Below are 16,179 nucleotides of genomic sequence, written 5' to 3'. Positions count from 1 at the left end.
AGGATTCATTTCGTTTTTATCTTCGATTCATTTCCGGGACATCTGCAAAAAAAGTGTTCTGTCATTCGGCGTTGGCATCATATCCTGAACCGAAATGTTTGAGAACTCATCGTTCATTGTTGAATGGGCATAAACAGACCATAACATACCAGAATAGATCAAAATATCTTTCGCGGTGGATTGAGCATTATCCTTCAGACTGTGCCGGGTTGAATCGCATGGAGTTGTTGTCATCACCCCCTTGAGGAAACACATACCTTTCGATATTCACCGCAGTATGCTTACGCATGGCATATGCATGATGAATGAGAAGGTGACTGGTGTTTCTCCCCGGAAACGCCACAACGAAATATAACCGGCTCTTTACCCTGTTTCGAAGTATACTTCCTTTGTTTCACTTAAGAGGTGTCAGCAATCGTTCAGGTCAGGGGTCCTCCCATATCCCGCCCACGTCGGGGAAGGGCAGAGAATTCCCTTTCGGTCTTCCTCAGAACAGTACCTGAAATCTTTGCTTCATACGGCTCCAACACTTAGCTCTATCCCTGAGACGGGCCTTGGTGGCCCGTATCGGGTGTCTCATGGTATTTCTGCGCCTGTCTTCGAAGGAATCAGGGTAAATAATAGTCTTTATTGGCCATGAGAAAAAAGAAGGGTAAATCGCCGATGAAAGAATCCGGCAAAGAATCCAGGATTTTCATATTTGGATTATATCTGTGCCCCTCTTACATTATAAATTTCCAACAATGATGCGCAGCTGAGAATCCCTGAAATAAACATAGAGGTAATAGCCAACGAAAATGAGTGCTGCAGAAATAACCACGATATATGGAGATAGTGCAAAATACTTGATTGCAAGGAGCGGAGTCAGGAAGAGCAGAGGCAACCGGATGTGACTGGCAATTATCCTGAGCGTCTTCAAAACGGGTATGCCAACCATTTTCAGGAATATAATACAGGCAATGCCATAGGTAAAAATGCCTGATACTGAAAACAATGTGATTGCAACCAGTACATTCCCCATTATGCCGCCGATGACCAGAGACAATAATCGGGTAACGAAATTGAGTATCGTTATATTGAGGCCGAGGGTGAGTTTCTCCCGCACAGCGATAATCGTACTGAGCGGCGAAGATATAAACCAGAATATCCCCCAAATGCTGAGAATTTGTGCATATACCCCGGCCTCGCCCCATGCGTCTCCAAAGACCACGAGAAAAAGATCCTTGCCAACAACAGCAAGCAGGAGCATGGAAAACATACTCAGGGTCAGCAGCACATTAAATACATTTTCAGCCAGCGCTGCAAGATTGCCGTCACGATCTGCTTCTGATGCCCGCTGATAAAAGACCTGTGCTATTGCACCGCCAATAAGACTCATAGGCAGCTGAAGCATGATGAAGCCCAGAGAATAGTATCCTACGATAACCGGGGAGAAAAAAGTCGCCAGAAGAAACGCCGGCAGCTGCCATGAAATGGTGTTCAGAAGGGCTGAACCACTTTCGATGAGGGGGAACTTTTTGTACCGCTTCAATGCTGCCAGCATTTCTTCCAAGGAGGTGCTTTCACGCAAAAGGACATGATCATCGCGCCAGATTTGCCAGCCAAGCACCATGGTGGAGACAGACGACCCTACCAGGTTTCCGGCAATGAGGCTCCCCCCTGATGCAAACCCGGCTAAACCGGCCCCCACCTTTGTGCCTGTTCCCGAGAGAGAACTGATGACCTGAGCAATCGAAAGACGTCCGAAAAGTTTGGTACGTGAATTCCAGTAGTTCAGCGCAAGAAAGACACCGCCGATAAAAACAATCAGTGGGATTAGGATTAGATACGGTGCAAGATTGGGTGCTTTGAGCAGAGAGAGAAGAACATCTCCCCCAAAATAAATAAACGGTATCGTAAGCAGGCTGACCATTACTGCACAGAGGAGACAAAGGCACAGCACATTTGCGGCTTCGCGGTCGTCTTTTGGGAGCATGATCGCAAGTTCGTACCGCATGCAGGCGATAACCCCGATGATGCTCGTAATCGAGGTGAAGATAGCAACGAGTCCGAAGGCCTCAGGGCCGTAAAGACGAGTAAGGAGTGGTGAAGCTAAAATGGTGATGACCTGGGCAAAGGTGGTGCCGGTTACAAGTTTCATGACATCTTTTGTGAAAGTCTGGGTGCCAGAAGAGGGCATAAATAATCTACTTATTCGTAGGTGAGCATAACAAAGTATCTGTCACTTTCAGGTGGCTGTGCATATCGGTTTGGATCAAATCAGGAGATGATGCTTTCATTGCAACAGGTATGCAAGACTCAGGTTGCCGTTCTCCTATAATGTCAAAAACACGAATTCGGCTATTGTCTTTCCTGTATGAAAAAAATTGAAGAAATTTCACCCGTATTTGTAGTCCACTACGGGATGGGCAAAAATCGGTTTGGGCCTTCCCCTGACGCTAAAATAGTTGTCGTGAAAGGTCACCCATAATAGACTTCCGCACCACCGTTGGCGAAAATTTTATGATTATTCCGGAGAATCCTCCGGGAATCAATATATCTTTCGTACGTAAATGCCTGTTCCGTATGCAGGACCCGAATTTGGTTTTTCTCAATGTTGTACGTCCCTAAATAGAGGTACGAGTCATCCCCGATTTCAATCGTTTTCTCCGGCAGACGTCCTGCCTGTGCATCTCCATAGATTCTCCATAAATTCTGCTGAGTTGCATCAGCATAGATTGAATTGTTATGTACACTGTACAACCACTGAGCACCAGAAACTTCACGGTCATTGAAGAGTGCAAAATCGGTGGTGCCTGCAAGGTATGTGGGATTCAGCGCTATTGAAGATGATTCGCCCGTTGCAATTTCATCAACGAATCCCGAATTGAAGGCCAGAAATATCACTAAAAATATGGATATTGCCACATACGGATTTCCTGTGTAAACAGGCCTCAATATACTTTTAAAGACTATTATCCCACCGATTATACAGAACGGCGCCAGAAAAATGAGGGTGATTTGATATAATCTGGTTGTATTAAGTGCGCTGGCAAAGAAGGGGAGGGTAACACCGCCAATGCATATCAGTAGATTTATCCAGGAAAATACCATGTATTCGTTCTCAAATCTGAATTTGTGTTTTTTATAGATGAGGATGAGAAGTCCGAATACAATAAAAAAGATTGTCATCAAATGGAGAGATTTGGAAATGGTGTTCAAAGGCGATGTGGTTTCCTTTATTATGAGGCCCAGCCCCTGTGCAGCATCAGGATTCAGAAATTCCTCCGAGAAGCTGGTCGCGATATTCTCTCCAATATTCAAAATCGATTCAAGTGTGGAGCCACCTGAAAAGGTTGTGTACCAAAAAACCGTAAATAGTACAAAGAACAGGACGTAGGGCAGGGTTATTGTCCTGGGCTGTACTGGTGAATAGGGATTGTCGGGATAGTGCTCTCCATATTTTCTGATTTTGGAATAAATCTTCTGTTTAATTGTCTGCATCCCTGTTTGTTCCATTAAGAGCAACAGTATCCATGCGGCGATGAGAGAGGGGAGATATACCCATGTCAGTGCATAATGGGATACAATTATTGAAGCACCAAATATAACCAGCAAAAAGAGGCTCTGTCTTCTGCCCATCGTTTTATCGATTATAATTAAAATTGTCAGGACAAGGAATAATTCTGCCATTTGCTGCCGTGCCAGTGAGAGCATCTCTGAATAAAATGTAAAAAATGATATAAAAAAGAACATTGCAAAGAATGCAATCTTCTCATTCGTCTGTTTTTGAACTGCCTGATATAATCCCAGAGGGACGAAAGAAAATATGAAGGGATAAATAATTTTCAGTACCCAGACCGGGCTCATGGAGCATAGGGACGAATAGATCGGTAAAATAAATACAATACTGAGCATGGCATTGGTATTGAAAGGAATCGTTGAATCCCAGAATGCATTTTCTATCACCAAATTGGCAATATAATATTCATGAAAGATATCCCATCCCCACAGATTCATTGATATGAGTGATCTGTGGAGCAGAAGAGAGAGTGCCAGCATAAATATTGCAAGAGGATAGAATTTTGCAGGGATGACCTTATCAAAACCGATTAACAAGGCAATAATGGCGATTGCAACGACCATGAACATCAGGAGAGTGTTATTGTGATGAACATTCATCAGATACGCTCCCAGCACCGACATGCAGGGGATGAGAGATAAGAAAAATATGGGCAGATAATCTTCTGTACAGAAATTGATGATATGCAAAACAACATGGCCCTTATCCCTGACATAGCAGAGAATACAAAGGATAAATGTCATTGCGCTTATTGTGATAACCAAAGGAATGAACGAAAATGGGTCCTGAATTCCGAAAAACGGATACACCATGTTTATAAAAAACCCGGATAACATCAGCGCTGCAATACTCAATCCGACTGAATAGAGCAGTGTTTCTATTGGTCCAAGATTATGGAGCCTAAGAATTCTGATGATGAGTATTCCGGGGATGAATGTGAGGTACAGAATACTGCTAAGCGGTTGTATGACCGGAATTGAAAATCCTAAAATATCGAGGCATATTAAACCAAGAAAGATGAGATGAATAGTAATAACTGCTTTTAGAAACGGAATGATTTCCCAGTCATTCATTTGAAGAGGATCTGATACCTTCATTTTTGCTCTCATGTTTTCGATAGTCTCCCGTAATGTTGTTTAAATAATCCAGAATCGATAAAAAGAACGTTATCCACTAACTCTTTTTGGGAGTGCTTGTTCATACACCGGAAAAATCGCCGTTTCTACGATTGTCTCCCATGACAAATCGGTTTTCAGTTTTTTCAGGCCATTTTCTCCCATCATTTTTCTTTGTTCATTGTTCTTCAGCAGGGTGACGATCGCTCCGGCCAGAGCCTCCGGATCCCTGGGGGGTACGATAAACCCGGTTTTCCCTTCATCTACCATTTCCGGAATACTGCCAACATCTGTCACTATCACCGGTTTTCCAAATCCATATGCTGTGGTAATGACGCCACTTTGCGAGGCTTCTTTATAGGGGAGGACAACTACGCTGCTTCTCTGAAATAATGCTGCCCCTTCAGCATAGGGGATGAGATAATTGTGTATGATAAACCTCTCCCGGTTTACCATCATCTTCTCATATTTTGAAAAATCTTCACCCACTCCGGCGATGATAATCTTTGCATCAGGCACCTCTTTTGTGATGAACGGCTCTGCCTTAATTAAGCAATCCAGTCCTTTATACGCATAAATCCTGCCGAAGAAGAGTATGGTACCGGCATCTTCCGGCAGATGTTCATTCCAATATCGTGTAAATGGCTCGACTTCATGCTCTCCCATTGGGATTGCGTGCACTATTTCACCGCGGACTGAATAATTCTCCATCATCTCTTTTTTCAAATATTCACCGTGAACAAAGATCTTGTCAGAGTATTTTCTTGAGTAATACAGGAGGATCTTTTGCGGAACAGCTCCTCTGTGAAATATGCTGTCTTCACCCGGATGCGGTTTTACATCATGGATTGTGGCCACCTGGGGGTAGCTCCTCAGAAACGGCAGTATCGCACATAATACCGGATTATGGGCCTGATAATGAATTATATCAGGATTGAACGCCCTTGCCTGCCTGATAATCGTACGTATCATGGGGAATATCGAAAAAAACCCTCCCGAAGAGGATCTATAGTATTCAAATTGCTGTACCTCTATCTGTTCATCGATGAGGTTCAGGTATTCCTGTGATACGGTGTCGGGAATAAGGAGCATAACGGTGCATCGCCTGGAGAGTGCATTGGCAAACTGAATCGTGTAGTCATAAAACCAAAAACAAAGGCATAGTACTTTCATGCGTGCACCAGATTATCAGATTCCCCTTCCGGCTCCATTGGTACGGTGTATTTGTGACATATGGATGCTGCATGAACTCCGGCAGGAGCATTGTTTGTATTGCCCTGTACCCTGACAGCATCCGGATGTTCTCTCATCAGTATCGTTTCAACACCAGCACGGCCTCTCCCAATCTGCTCAGCAGGGGTGCCGGAACTATCATCGGGATTATATGGTGGTTCAGGCAACCCGGATCCTTCAGGGAATGTCCGGTCCCTCTCGTGGGAGAGGTGCCGGCCCGTATGGGGAATCAAGTCATTATTCATTTCCTGTTCACATTCCTGCATTGTGGTTGGCATGCTTATGATTTCGGGATGGGTGGCGATTCTGATTACAACCGTCTTCATTCTCTTTCAAATGGTCTTTTCTTTCATTTTTTGTAGGTTTTCATAATCTGGACGAGTGAATTGAGCAGCAGTCCCGATGATATGAGGAGGAATCCAAGAAGTATCGTTATACCGCTTAGCATGGTAAGGATGAAGGGGAATTGCTCAGGAAAGACCATGTACCCTGCTATGACTCCAAAGAACGCAATGAATGCGCCTGTGAATACAAAAACCACCATGGGACGCTTATATCCTATGGTTCCGATGAGATCATAGAGGGGTCCGAGACCCTGCGTAAATGCATTTTTCTTATGAAAGTTCGGGTTGCCATAGGAGACCTCTATAGGGACTTCGGCGATCTGCAAATTCCGTGAGGCGAAGTGGTTGATCATATCAAATTCGATACTGTAGCCATCGGATTTGAAATCCAGATTCTCCATGGCGGTACTGCTCAATGCCCTGAAACCTGATGTCGAGTCGGTTGTTTTTGTCTGTGATCCAAAATTTGTGAATGCACCCAGTGTTTTCTGCCCGAGCATTCGATAGGCAGGGATGGCGGATTCCTTTCCAAGGTAACGGGAACCGATTACAAGATCCGCCTCACCTCTGAGGACCGGATCTACAACGGCAGGAATGTCGTCAGGATTATGCTGCCCATCTCCGTCGAACATCACTGCTGCTGTGCATCCCGTCTGCTTTAACAGTTCAAAACCATACATCAGGGCCTGTGCCTTTCCCTGATTTTTGTCGAGCTGGATTACTGTTGCACCGGCGAGCCTTGCAATATCTGCTGTTTTGTCCTTTGAACCGTCATCAATCACAATGATCTGATCAACGTACTTCTTTGTCTGCAGGACAAGACTGCCAATAGACAATGCTTCATTATACGCAGGAATAATTGCGGACAGGTTTTTATTATGTATGGGATATGTGCTGGTTGGAGTCGACTTATTAACGACCTGATTCTCTATTTGCTGCATGCATTTCTCCATTTTCATGAATTCTAAAGTGAAATGTACTTCTGTTCTGATGCAAATGGTGAGATTGATGGTATATTGCGTATGTGCACGCATTATAATATTTAATGATTTCTCTCGTGCCAACGAGATAAAAATCCTCAAATTACGTCCTTTGGCAGATAATAATTCCATATTGTGAATAAATAAGCTATTTGTAGAAAATTATCAAGAGAATAGAATCGAGGAATATCAAACATTTCGTTCGCGGCACAATAAATTAGTATAAATACTTTATGTTATCCTGATTTTAAGTCTCGTTTCTATGAGCATCTGTTTTCCCCCTCGGGCGTCTCTGTTTTTACCGGAATAGACGATGGTATCCGTCAGGTGTACTGGCAGGTATCTATTCAGGATCATTATTGCATGGTGCATAAAAACCTGATACTGAAGCCTTGCCGGCAGGTATTGGACCCGTTCTTTATTATTGGTGGTGGCAAGGGGCCTCTGGTTACAGGTGCATCTGAATCCTCAGAGATGGCTGAAAGGCTGAAACACCGGGAAGCCTGAAACGGGGTGGCAGATAATTCCCATCCGGGATGTATCGTCCGGTGACGGTTGTCTGAAAAAGGATAATGCTGCGTTTGGATGTGATGCATTCACGCTATTACAAAAATAAATACGATTTGATGTTTATTAACAGATTCCGAAAAAGGTGACTGAAACAATCAGGGTATGCTGATATGGGGATTCGAACCCCAGTCGCCGGCGTGAAAGGCCGGCATGATTGGCCCCTACACTATATCAGCAATGGGCACAGTTGTGCCTGAATATATACGGGTCTTTTGGATATATAATTTGTGGATTGAATTTTGGAGAATGTTACTGAGAACATTTCGGAGAGAAGTCCGGAAAAACGTGCAAAAATACACCGAAGAAAAGTTAGTAGACAGGGGTGCCCTCTGTCTCGGTTTTGGTTTTGAATGCGGCCATCAGCTGTTTGACAATCGGGCCCGGCTTTCCGGTGCCGATCTCACGCCCGTCGATTTTGGTGACCGGGGCAACCTCTGCTGCAGACCCGGTGACGATGACTTCATCTGCCGAGTAGAGATCAAAATAGCCCAGGTTCTGCTCAAGCACCGTAATGCCCATCTCTTCTGCGGCTTCAATGAGCACCATGCGGGTAATTCCCCTGAGATTATTGAGCGTCTGCGGGGTGATGATGACGCCGTTTTTTACCACATAGATGTTGTCACCGGAGCCTTCGGCGACATAGCCGTTGGTGTCAAAGAAGATTGCCTCGTCGCCGCCCTTGTAATTTGCTTCAATCTTTGCCATGATGTTATTGAGGTAATTGAGGCTTTTTACATTGGGGGGGAGCGCTTCTGCCGGGTTCCTTCTGATTGAGCAGGTGATGGCGGTGAGCCCCTTGTCATAGAGGTCGCCGTACATCGCACCCCATCCGGTTGCGATCACGATGATTGTCGGTTTGCTGCACTTGTTCGGGTCCAGCCCAAGGTCCCCTACGCCCCGGGTGATGATCGGGCGGATGTAGGCATCTTTGAGGTCGTTTTTCCGGAGTGTCTCGAGGATGATCTCCTCCATCTCTGTTTTTGAGATCGGGATCTTCAGGTCGATGGTCTTTGCAGAATCCCACATCCTGTCGATGTGCTCCTGGAGGCGGAACACCCTCCCGTTGTAGGCACGGATGCCTTCAAAAACGCCGTCTCCGTACAGGAGGCCATGATCAAAGACGGAAACTTTTGCGTCCTCTTGCGGAACAAATTCTCCGTTCAGGTAAATCAGCATACACTAGTATACTCTGTGGGGTTTCAAATGATTTGTGCTTGAAAATCAGGTTTGAAAAAAAGGATCATTTAGAATGGTGCCTGCACCTTTCCGTGAAATGCCCGAACATGGCGGGCACCGAGGACGGGTGGAGGTGGGTATATCCCGCAAGGGTATTGTTGACGACTGCCCCGTCCAGATTGTCTTTGATGCCTTTTCCCCGCGTCAGCCGGTATGCGTACTCCGTGTCATCCGCAAGGCGGACATCGGTGTGGTGGAATTCGTGGCCCGCAAATGCACCGCTTCCGAGGGGGCTTTTCTCTGATGCGGTTCCCTCCACATAGCCGATGACACGCCTGACCGGCATACGTGTCTCTCCCCTGAACACGCCTGCCATCGCATAGTGTTCGTCTGTTGTCCGTCCGTCATGCCCGCCCGCAAGAATGAGGTCTTCAGTGAGATAGATGAGACCGCCGCATTCTGCATAGATGGGGGTGCCGTTTGCAGACACTTCCCGGACGGCTTCCCGCATCCGGCCGTTGTGCTCCAGTTTCTCTGCAAAGAGCTCCGGGTATCCTCCGCCGATGATATACCCGTCCGCATCCGGCAGGCGGTCATGGATGGGGCTGAAAAACACCGGTTCTGCACCCTGTGCCCGGAGGATGTCGAAGAGATCGTTGTAGTAGAAGTTGAATGATTCATCAAGGGCAATGCCGATTTTCACATCTGTCTCTTCTGCAGGGCAGAAGAGTGCGGGCTGCTTTTGCGGTGCGGGGGATTCCTTTGCGATATCGAGCAGCCGGTCAACATCGACATGACCGCCGATGATCCGGGTGATCGCATGGATTTTCTCATGGAACACCTCTTTTTGCGACCCTTCAAGGTACGGCACCAGTCCCAGGTGGCGCATCGTCAGTTTCATCTCGTCCCGCCGGGGAATCGCACCGATGACCGGGATGCCGCAGGCATGCTCTATTGCCTTCGTTGCCTTCTCCCGGTGAATCTCCCCGTTTATCTGGTTGAGGATAACTCCCTCAATCCGGACGTCGGGGTCAAACATCTGGAACCCTTTGACGAGGGCCGCCGCACTGCGGGTGATGCTCCGGGCATCCACCACCAGAATGGCCGGCAGTGCAAGGGTTTTTGCAACGCTTGCCGTCGAGCCGCGGTCCGTGAGGGCGTCTGATCCCTCATAGAGGCCCCGGACTCCTTCCACAATGGCAATGTCCGCACCGACGGAGCCGTTGTCATAGACATCATGAATCAGGGGTGCGTCCATCACGAAACTGTCCAGATTCCGGCATGGTCTGCCGGTGACGCCGGTGAGGTAGGACGGGTCGATATAGTCCATCGCCACCTTAAAGGGCTGGACGACATGCTCTTCAGAGAGCAGTGCGGCGATTGCGAGGGTGGTGCTGGTTTTGCCGCTTCCGGAGCGGTCCCCGGTAATCAGGAGGCTCTTCATAAAAGGCTCCGGATGGTCTCCCCGAACTCGCTTGGAACAATCTCCTGAACGCCCAGTGTCTTGGGGTGCAGGTCAACTTCGACGACCACATGCTGGTGCCCGATGTCACGCAGGGGCTCAACCTGCCGGGGGCCGTTGGTGACGGAGAATACCTCGACATCCCCGGTATACTCCGGAGGAATTGCATGGGGGACGCCCACAATGACGGCAAAATCCGGTTTTGCCTCCTGTATCATCTCTCCGAGCGCATCGCCGAGGACGCCGTATTCATCCAGCGCTCCGGTGATCACCGGTTCGATGCCATGGGCCTTCAGCCCGTCCCGGATATGCGCCGCATCCCTGCGGACCTTGGCAAGGCCGAGTTCAGAGAGGTTTGCATAATACTGAATGTCTGCGGCGGGGGCCGCTTCATGCACGGCAATCAGGATGTCGGCGAACATATAGGCCGTCTCCTTCTTTGCATTCAGGATGATCATCCCTTTCTTTCCGGCACGGACGCACTCAAGCAGGCGTCCTGCAGCAACATGCTTCAGGTCCCCGCGGGACGGCTGGATATAGGGTTTGCATGCAGCACCGCGGGCCCGTTCTACTGCGTTTGCGCCGGCAAGCAGACGCTCCTGCCGGCTCAGTTCTTCTTCACTGATCCATCCGGCATCCGCCGCCGGACGCAGGGCGGCCATCACGCCGTCAATATTCTCCCGGAACCCTGCATGGATATCCATGGCGATTGCCGGAGTGGTGATTCCCGAATCGCGGATGGCGGCCTCCATGTCCTCACCGATGATCATCGAGACGCAGGTGCCGACAACCGCAATGCGGGACGGGGAGAAGGTCTTCTCTGCATACTGCAGGACACGTTCAAGCGCTTCATGCCCTCCGAAAATGAATTCATTGTCTGCAAGGGAGGTCGTCAGAACCCGCAGCCCGTCCTCCTCCAGAAGCCGTGCGTGTTTGAACGAGCATCCGGATGGTCCGTGCAGTATGGCAAGGTCACAGCCGAGATCACGGGCGGTGTAGAGGGCGGCAACAATGGAACTGGGGCGTGGCTGAATGTAGTGCATATGTGTCATCTCCAGGTTTTTACAGCGAGCACAATGACTCCTGTGTCAGATAGGGTTTTTGCCAGCTCCTCTCCGCGGGCAAGGGAGGATACATGGACGCATGGGTGGGAAAGGTATGCTGCTGCATCTTCCGGATAGATATCTCCGACAAGTATAATGGAGTCCGGATCGGTGCTGTCGATTACCTGTTTGATATCTGCGAGGGAAAAGCCTTCGCAGATATTTTCCGCCTCAGCACCGATGACCAGGATCAGCGGCGCCTCCGGGAGCATGGACCGTCCGTACCGCACTGCTTCCGGTACGGTTTTACGTGATGTGCCGGAATTCGCATCGTCAATAATGACCGAAGAACCATGGTGGTGCACCTGCAGCCGTCCCGGCAGTGCCGTAAATTCACTCAGCCTGTCCGGACGGAATCCCAGAATGCAGGCTGCAGCAGCGGCTGTCTCCATGGCATTGCGGTACGCGGGGAGGACCATGAGACTGTTGGTGAACGAATCCTCCTCTCCCCCGTATGACCACGTGCATGTCGTGCCGTCGCAGGACACCATGTCCTCTGCATGGATGACCCGCTCATCGTGCCAGACAATTCCGGGTGCAGCGAGGATTTTTTTGCAGGAGAGAAGCAGCTCTTTTTTCAGTGCAGATGCATGCTTCTTCCCGCCCGCACAGAGATAATCGTCCTCAGACGTCAGGATGCCCAGATCCCCCATGCCGCTGACGCCGATGGACTCTTCTGCCACCAGCCAGCCGCCGGACGCAATGGCTACGCTCGCCGCATGGATGGTTGATGCAGGGGTAATGCTTTTTTTTCCTGCATTGGCACGGGACGGATATTCCGTGATGCCGATGGATGAGAGCAGTACGCCTCTTCCCGGAACAATGGATGCAAGAGCGTGGGCGGTGGTGGTTTTCCCCCGTGCGCCGGTAATCTCAACCATACACCGGGGCCGGACATCCCCCAGGCAGAACGGGATCATCTGATGGTGCGTCCGGTACTCCGCTGTCAGATGCATCAGGGGGTGGTCCGGGTCCAGATGAACCGGTGCGGCCACAATATCATACGTGCGGGTCAGGGCTTCGTCAACCGTGATGCTGCCCTCTCCGCGGTACACATCGACCGTGTCAACGGCATGCCCGTTGGATAAAAGGTGGCGGGATATTTCGGTTCCGCCATGGATGGTGTCAACCACCAGAATATTCATGGGAATCAGGAGATCATTCACTGACAGTTCATTGCGTTGTCTGCGTTTTTAATCATCAGGTCAGCGAGTAACGGATCGCTGCCGATGGGCTGTGCATAGAGCAGGGGAATTTCGGTTCCGTTCGCAAGGGTGAATGTGCCGGCGTAGCTTCCCTGTTCAAGGCCGAGGATTTTGGGAATGTCGACCAGAATGTGGACACCTTTTGCGAGGAAGAGGGGTACGACAACCAGTTTCTCAATATCTGCTGATCTGAACTCCTCAAGCACTTCCTCCACGGTGGGCTCGTTGATGCTCATAAACCCTGACTTCACCAGGAAACGCTCTTCCTTTGCTGCAATCTGATTTGCGGTCGTTTCAATCAGTTCTTTATTGTACGGTTTCTGGCTTCCGTGTCCGACTAGTAAGAATCCTGTATGTGACATATAATACTATGTAACACGATAGTGAATAAAATAATTACCGGTTCTTTTCGCAGTCTTTTTTAAACCCGTATTGCATGGGGCAATCAGGATGGGGATGGCGCTGTATTTTCCGCAGATTCCCTCTGCCTTCATGCGTTGGAACCGGGGAATGGCTGCTCCTGATTTTGCTGAGAAACCCCGGAGGCGGGGGATGCGCCGGTGCATTCCGAAGCTTCCTGGGAAATAAAGGAGCCGTTATCATCCCCGCGACCGGCCTATAGGGACGCGTTCGTATCCGGCAAACCAAAGAGGACGGGATGCTTTTCCCTGCACCTGTCCTGCAGGGTATCCCGTCGGGGCCATATAGGAAGCCATTACATATGCAGAAAAAAAAGAATACACAGGAAATGATCATGGACCCCTATGACCGGTATGAATTAATGGTGAACGGAACGGTAGTTAAGACACCAATTGTACTTGCATCAATGGCTGGTGTGGTTGATGCTGCATATGCCCTGGCACGAAAGGAGCATGCCGGCATGGTCTGTATCGGGGGATATTCCATCGACGAAGCCACTCTGGCAGCATCCCGCCTGCTCGTGGAGGCCGGACGGGACGAGTTTCTGACCGATGACCCGGTCGCAGAGATCCGGGCACAGGCAGAGATGCTTGCAGAAAGCGGTCTTGTTGTTGCGGTGAATATGCGCGGAAGTGCGCCGGAGTCGTTTGCTGCGGCGGCCCGCGCCCTCGGCCCCGGCATGGTATATGAAATTGATGCGCACTGCCGGCAGGAGCCGATGATTGCAGCAGGCTGCGGTGAGGCACTGCTGAAAAATACCGAACAGCTGGAAGAGACTGTCCGGGCGCTCAAGGCCGAGAATGTCACCGTCTCGGTGAAGATCCGTGCCGGTGTGGCCGATGATGACCGGGCCCTTGCACAGGCGCTCTGGCATGCGGGCGCTGATATCCTCCATATCGACCTGATGGACTTCGGGCACACCAAACTCCGCCAGATCAGGAATGCCTGCCCGCTCATTCTGATTGCAAACAATTCCATCACCTCATTTTCGGTGGTAAAGGACATGCTTGCCCACGGGGCCGATATGGTCTCTCTTGCCCGCCATGCCGATCCGGCGACACTTGCAGACCTGGATACAAAGATGGCTGCGTACGCCGATGAAACCGGGTGGTACAACGCACCCAAGCAGCTCTGCCGCGGTGGGGATATCCGGAGCCTGACCTTCTGCTGTATGCCGGTGAAAAACTGCCCCCTGATTCCGTCACTGGAGCATCTGGGCATCTCCCGGAATGAGTTTATGTCGATAAAACTTGACGGGGTAAAAAACACGCTCATCGAAGGCGGGGAGAATACCTGTTTCGGGAGTCTCACCTGGTGCTGCAAGAGCTCCACCCCCTGCATCTTCCGGAATATGGCCCTGCAGCAGGTCGGTCTGAGTCTGCCGGATTATATGCGCTACAAGAGACGTCTGTCAGAAAAGCTGATGAAGCGGGTGTTTGAGGGCGATGCATTCTATGCGACGGAGTGAATCTGCACAGATCGCGATGATGCTTGAGGTCTGCGCCTACCCCAAGCCGGGGAATGTGGACCGGTGCCATGATTATGATGATACGTGGCTTGAGCATTTTCTTGCGTCAGCCATCCTTGTCCGGCCCGCCTTTGCCGCAGCGGAGTCCTCGACAACCGGGATGGGCGACCGCATCAAAGAGGCCGTCTCCCTCACGGCGGTGCATGAAGGGGGCAATACCCATTTTGGCGCCTATATTCTCTTGTTCCCCCTCATCATGGGTGACGGCATCGCGGGTGCGATGGACGTCATCGCCCAGACCACCGTTGATGATGCCCTCCGCTTTTACGAGGCGTTTGCGCTCACGGAAGTCCGGATGAATGAGACCGACGAGCTGGATGTCAACGACCCGCAGTCCGCCATCCACATCCGTGACGAGGGGCTGACCCTGAAAGACATCATCTCCTATTCTGCACCGGGGGATATGGTCTGCAGGGAATGGTCGAACGGGTTTGCCCTCAGCCGCCGGGTGGCGGATTACCTGCTCTCGGCACCGGACGGCAAACAGGCGATTGTCCGGGCCTTCTTCTCGCTCCTCGCGACAGAGCCGGACACCTTCATCATCAAGAAGCATGGCACAAAAGTGGCCGAATGGACGCAGGCCCGTGCCAAAGAGGTCTGCCGCGGCACATACGCAGCAGAGGAGTTTGATGAGGAATGCCTCGCACGCGGCATCAATCCGGGATCGATTGCTGACATCACGATTGCAGGGATTTATCTCGCACTCAGAGAGGGATGGGATTGGGAATCCTTGGGGACGGCATAAACGAGGTCATCGCCACAACGGCAGACCCCGCAACCGGTGCTCCCAACGCGGCGCCGATGGGGATCATCTGCCGCAATGGCCGCATCATGATGCGGCTCTTCCACGGCACCCATACGGAAAGAAACATCCGGGCGTCCGGGTGGGTGGTGGGCAATCTCACCTTTGACCCGATGGTGTATGTGCAGTCGGCGTTCGGCGATCTGCCGGAGGATGCGTTCGCGGATATCACGGCAGATGAAAGCGGCCTGCACCTGCCGAAACCGATGCAGCGGTTGCGCACCTGCGAGGCGTGGGAGGCGTTCACCACCACCGTTGTCAGCGACAACCCGGAGACGCTTGTGGTGGGGCTGACACCGGTCGCTGCTGAAATTATGGGCCTGCAGCCGCATCCCCCCAACCGTGCGTTGGCGGGGATTATTGAGGCGACGGTGCATGCGACGCGGTATGTGATGACGCGTGATCCGGCGTTATGGGTCCTGATTGAGCAGGCGGCGGAGACTATCCGGAAGTGCGGTGGGAAGGAGCATGGTGCGGCGCTTGATCTGCTGCTGGCATATTGTCACGAATAGCATGAGATGACCTGTTCTGACCGTTTTTTCAGGTAGTGTCCGTGTTTGTGTTTGGCTGTTGTTGAAATCCTGTTGTGATACTACCCATTTTCTGCGATACACGGTGGCTCTTGTTGTTTGTATGACTGGTCTCTCTTCTTCTGTTCTCTGAATCTCACGGAATGTTC

At 50.3% G+C, this 16,179-nt stretch carries 13 protein-coding genes and 1 tRNA gene; 3 read left to right on the top strand and 11 right to left on the bottom strand.

Going from position 1 to position 16,179, the window contains the following annotated elements:
• Positions 1 to 727 precede the first annotated feature (727 nt).
• The 11 genes from L1S32_RS04160 to cfbA all read right to left on the bottom strand — a co-directional run bounded on the left by L1S32_RS04160 (position 728) and on the right by cfbA (position 13,112).
• Positions 728 to 2,140, bottom strand: coding sequence for an oligosaccharide flippase family protein (locus tag L1S32_RS04160; RefSeq protein WP_278156376.1), 1,413 nt, complete (start codon positions 2,138 to 2,140; stop codon positions 728 to 730).
• Between the two features lie 320 nt (positions 2,141 to 2,460).
• Positions 2,461 to 4,659 (bottom strand): DUF2206 domain-containing protein, encoded by a 2,199-nt coding sequence (locus tag L1S32_RS04155; RefSeq protein WP_278156374.1) that lies wholly within the window; start codon positions 4,657 to 4,659, stop codon positions 2,461 to 2,463.
• 69 nt (positions 4,660 to 4,728) lie between these two features.
• On the bottom strand, positions 4,729 to 5,850 hold the full coding sequence (locus L1S32_RS04150) for a glycosyltransferase family 4 protein (protein WP_278156372.1): 1,122 nt from the start codon (positions 5,848 to 5,850) through the stop codon (positions 4,729 to 4,731).
• Positions 5,847 to 6,236 carry a UDP-N-acetylglucosamine 2-epimerase gene (locus tag L1S32_RS04145; RefSeq protein ID WP_278156370.1) on the bottom strand — a complete coding sequence of 130 codons (390 nt, stop codon included), beginning with the start codon at positions 6,234 to 6,236 and terminating at the stop codon, positions 5,847 to 5,849. Before L1S32_RS04145 ends, L1S32_RS04150 begins: the two co-directional genes overlap by 4 nt.
• Positions 6,237 to 6,259: 23 nt before the next feature.
• Positions 6,260 to 7,195: a glycosyltransferase family 2 protein gene (locus L1S32_RS04140; RefSeq protein WP_278156368.1), complete on the bottom strand. Its 936-nt coding sequence runs from the start codon at positions 7,193 to 7,195 to the stop codon at positions 6,260 to 6,262.
• A gap of 712 nt (positions 7,196 to 7,907) precedes the next feature.
• Positions 7,908 to 7,980: transfer RNA gene (locus L1S32_RS04135), tRNA-Glu, on the bottom strand.
• A gap of 133 nt (positions 7,981 to 8,113) precedes the next feature.
• Complete coding sequence (gene ilvE / locus L1S32_RS04130; protein WP_278156366.1) at positions 8,114 to 8,980, bottom strand: branched-chain-amino-acid transaminase; 867 nt, start codon at positions 8,978 to 8,980, stop codon at positions 8,114 to 8,116.
• Positions 8,981 to 9,044: 64 nt separating this feature from the next.
• A complete protein-coding gene (cfbB, locus tag L1S32_RS04125; protein ID WP_278156364.1) occupies positions 9,045 to 10,424 on the bottom strand; it encodes a Ni-sirohydrochlorin a,c-diamide synthase in 1,380 nt (459 codons plus the stop codon).
• Positions 10,421 to 11,485 carry a Ni-sirohydrochlorin a,c-diamide reductive cyclase catalytic subunit gene (gene cfbD, locus L1S32_RS04120; RefSeq protein ID WP_278156363.1) on the bottom strand — a complete coding sequence of 355 codons (1,065 nt, stop codon included), beginning with the start codon at positions 11,483 to 11,485 and terminating at the stop codon, positions 10,421 to 10,423. Before cfbD ends, cfbB begins: the two co-directional genes overlap by 4 nt.
• 5 nt (positions 11,486 to 11,490) lie before the next feature.
• Entirely contained in the window at positions 11,491 to 12,711 is a 1,221-nt protein-coding gene (gene cfbE / locus L1S32_RS04115; RefSeq protein ID WP_278156362.1) for a coenzyme F430 synthase, read from the bottom strand.
• Positions 12,708 to 13,112, bottom strand: coding sequence for a sirohydrochlorin nickelochelatase (gene cfbA / locus L1S32_RS04110; protein ID WP_278156361.1), 405 nt, complete (start codon positions 13,110 to 13,112; stop codon positions 12,708 to 12,710). The genes cfbE and cfbA overlap by 4 nt, the downstream gene beginning before the upstream one ends.
• 359 nt (positions 13,113 to 13,471) lie before the next feature.
• Here cfbA and L1S32_RS04105 point away from each other — a divergent pair, with 359 nt between their 5' ends.
• Genes L1S32_RS04105 through L1S32_RS04095 form a run of 3 tightly spaced genes read left to right on the top strand, consistent with a single transcriptional unit; the run spans position 13,472 to position 16,012 of the window.
• Entirely contained in the window at positions 13,472 to 14,638 is a 1,167-nt protein-coding gene (locus tag L1S32_RS04105; RefSeq protein ID WP_278156360.1) for a methanogenesis marker 9 domain-containing protein, read from the top strand.
• The gene (locus L1S32_RS04100; protein ID WP_278156359.1) at positions 14,616 to 15,443 is read left to right on the top strand and encodes a triphosphoribosyl-dephospho-CoA synthase; all 828 of its coding nucleotides are present in this window, start codon (positions 14,616 to 14,618) and stop codon (positions 15,441 to 15,443) included. The genes L1S32_RS04105 and L1S32_RS04100 overlap by 23 nt, the downstream gene beginning before the upstream one ends.
• Positions 15,413 to 16,012 (top strand): DUF447 domain-containing protein, encoded by a 600-nt coding sequence (locus L1S32_RS04095; protein ID WP_347403363.1) that lies wholly within the window; start codon positions 15,413 to 15,415, stop codon positions 16,010 to 16,012. Before L1S32_RS04100 ends, L1S32_RS04095 begins: the two co-directional genes overlap by 31 nt.
• Positions 16,013 to 16,179 lie beyond the last annotated feature (167 nt).

The sequence above is a fragment of the Methanogenium sp. S4BF genome, from assembly GCF_029633965.1.
Lineage (GTDB): Archaea > Halobacteriota > Methanomicrobia > Methanomicrobiales > Methanomicrobiaceae > Methanogenium.
Note: the sequence above shows the minus strand (reverse complement) of the source record. Positions and strands in the feature narration are given on the sequence as shown.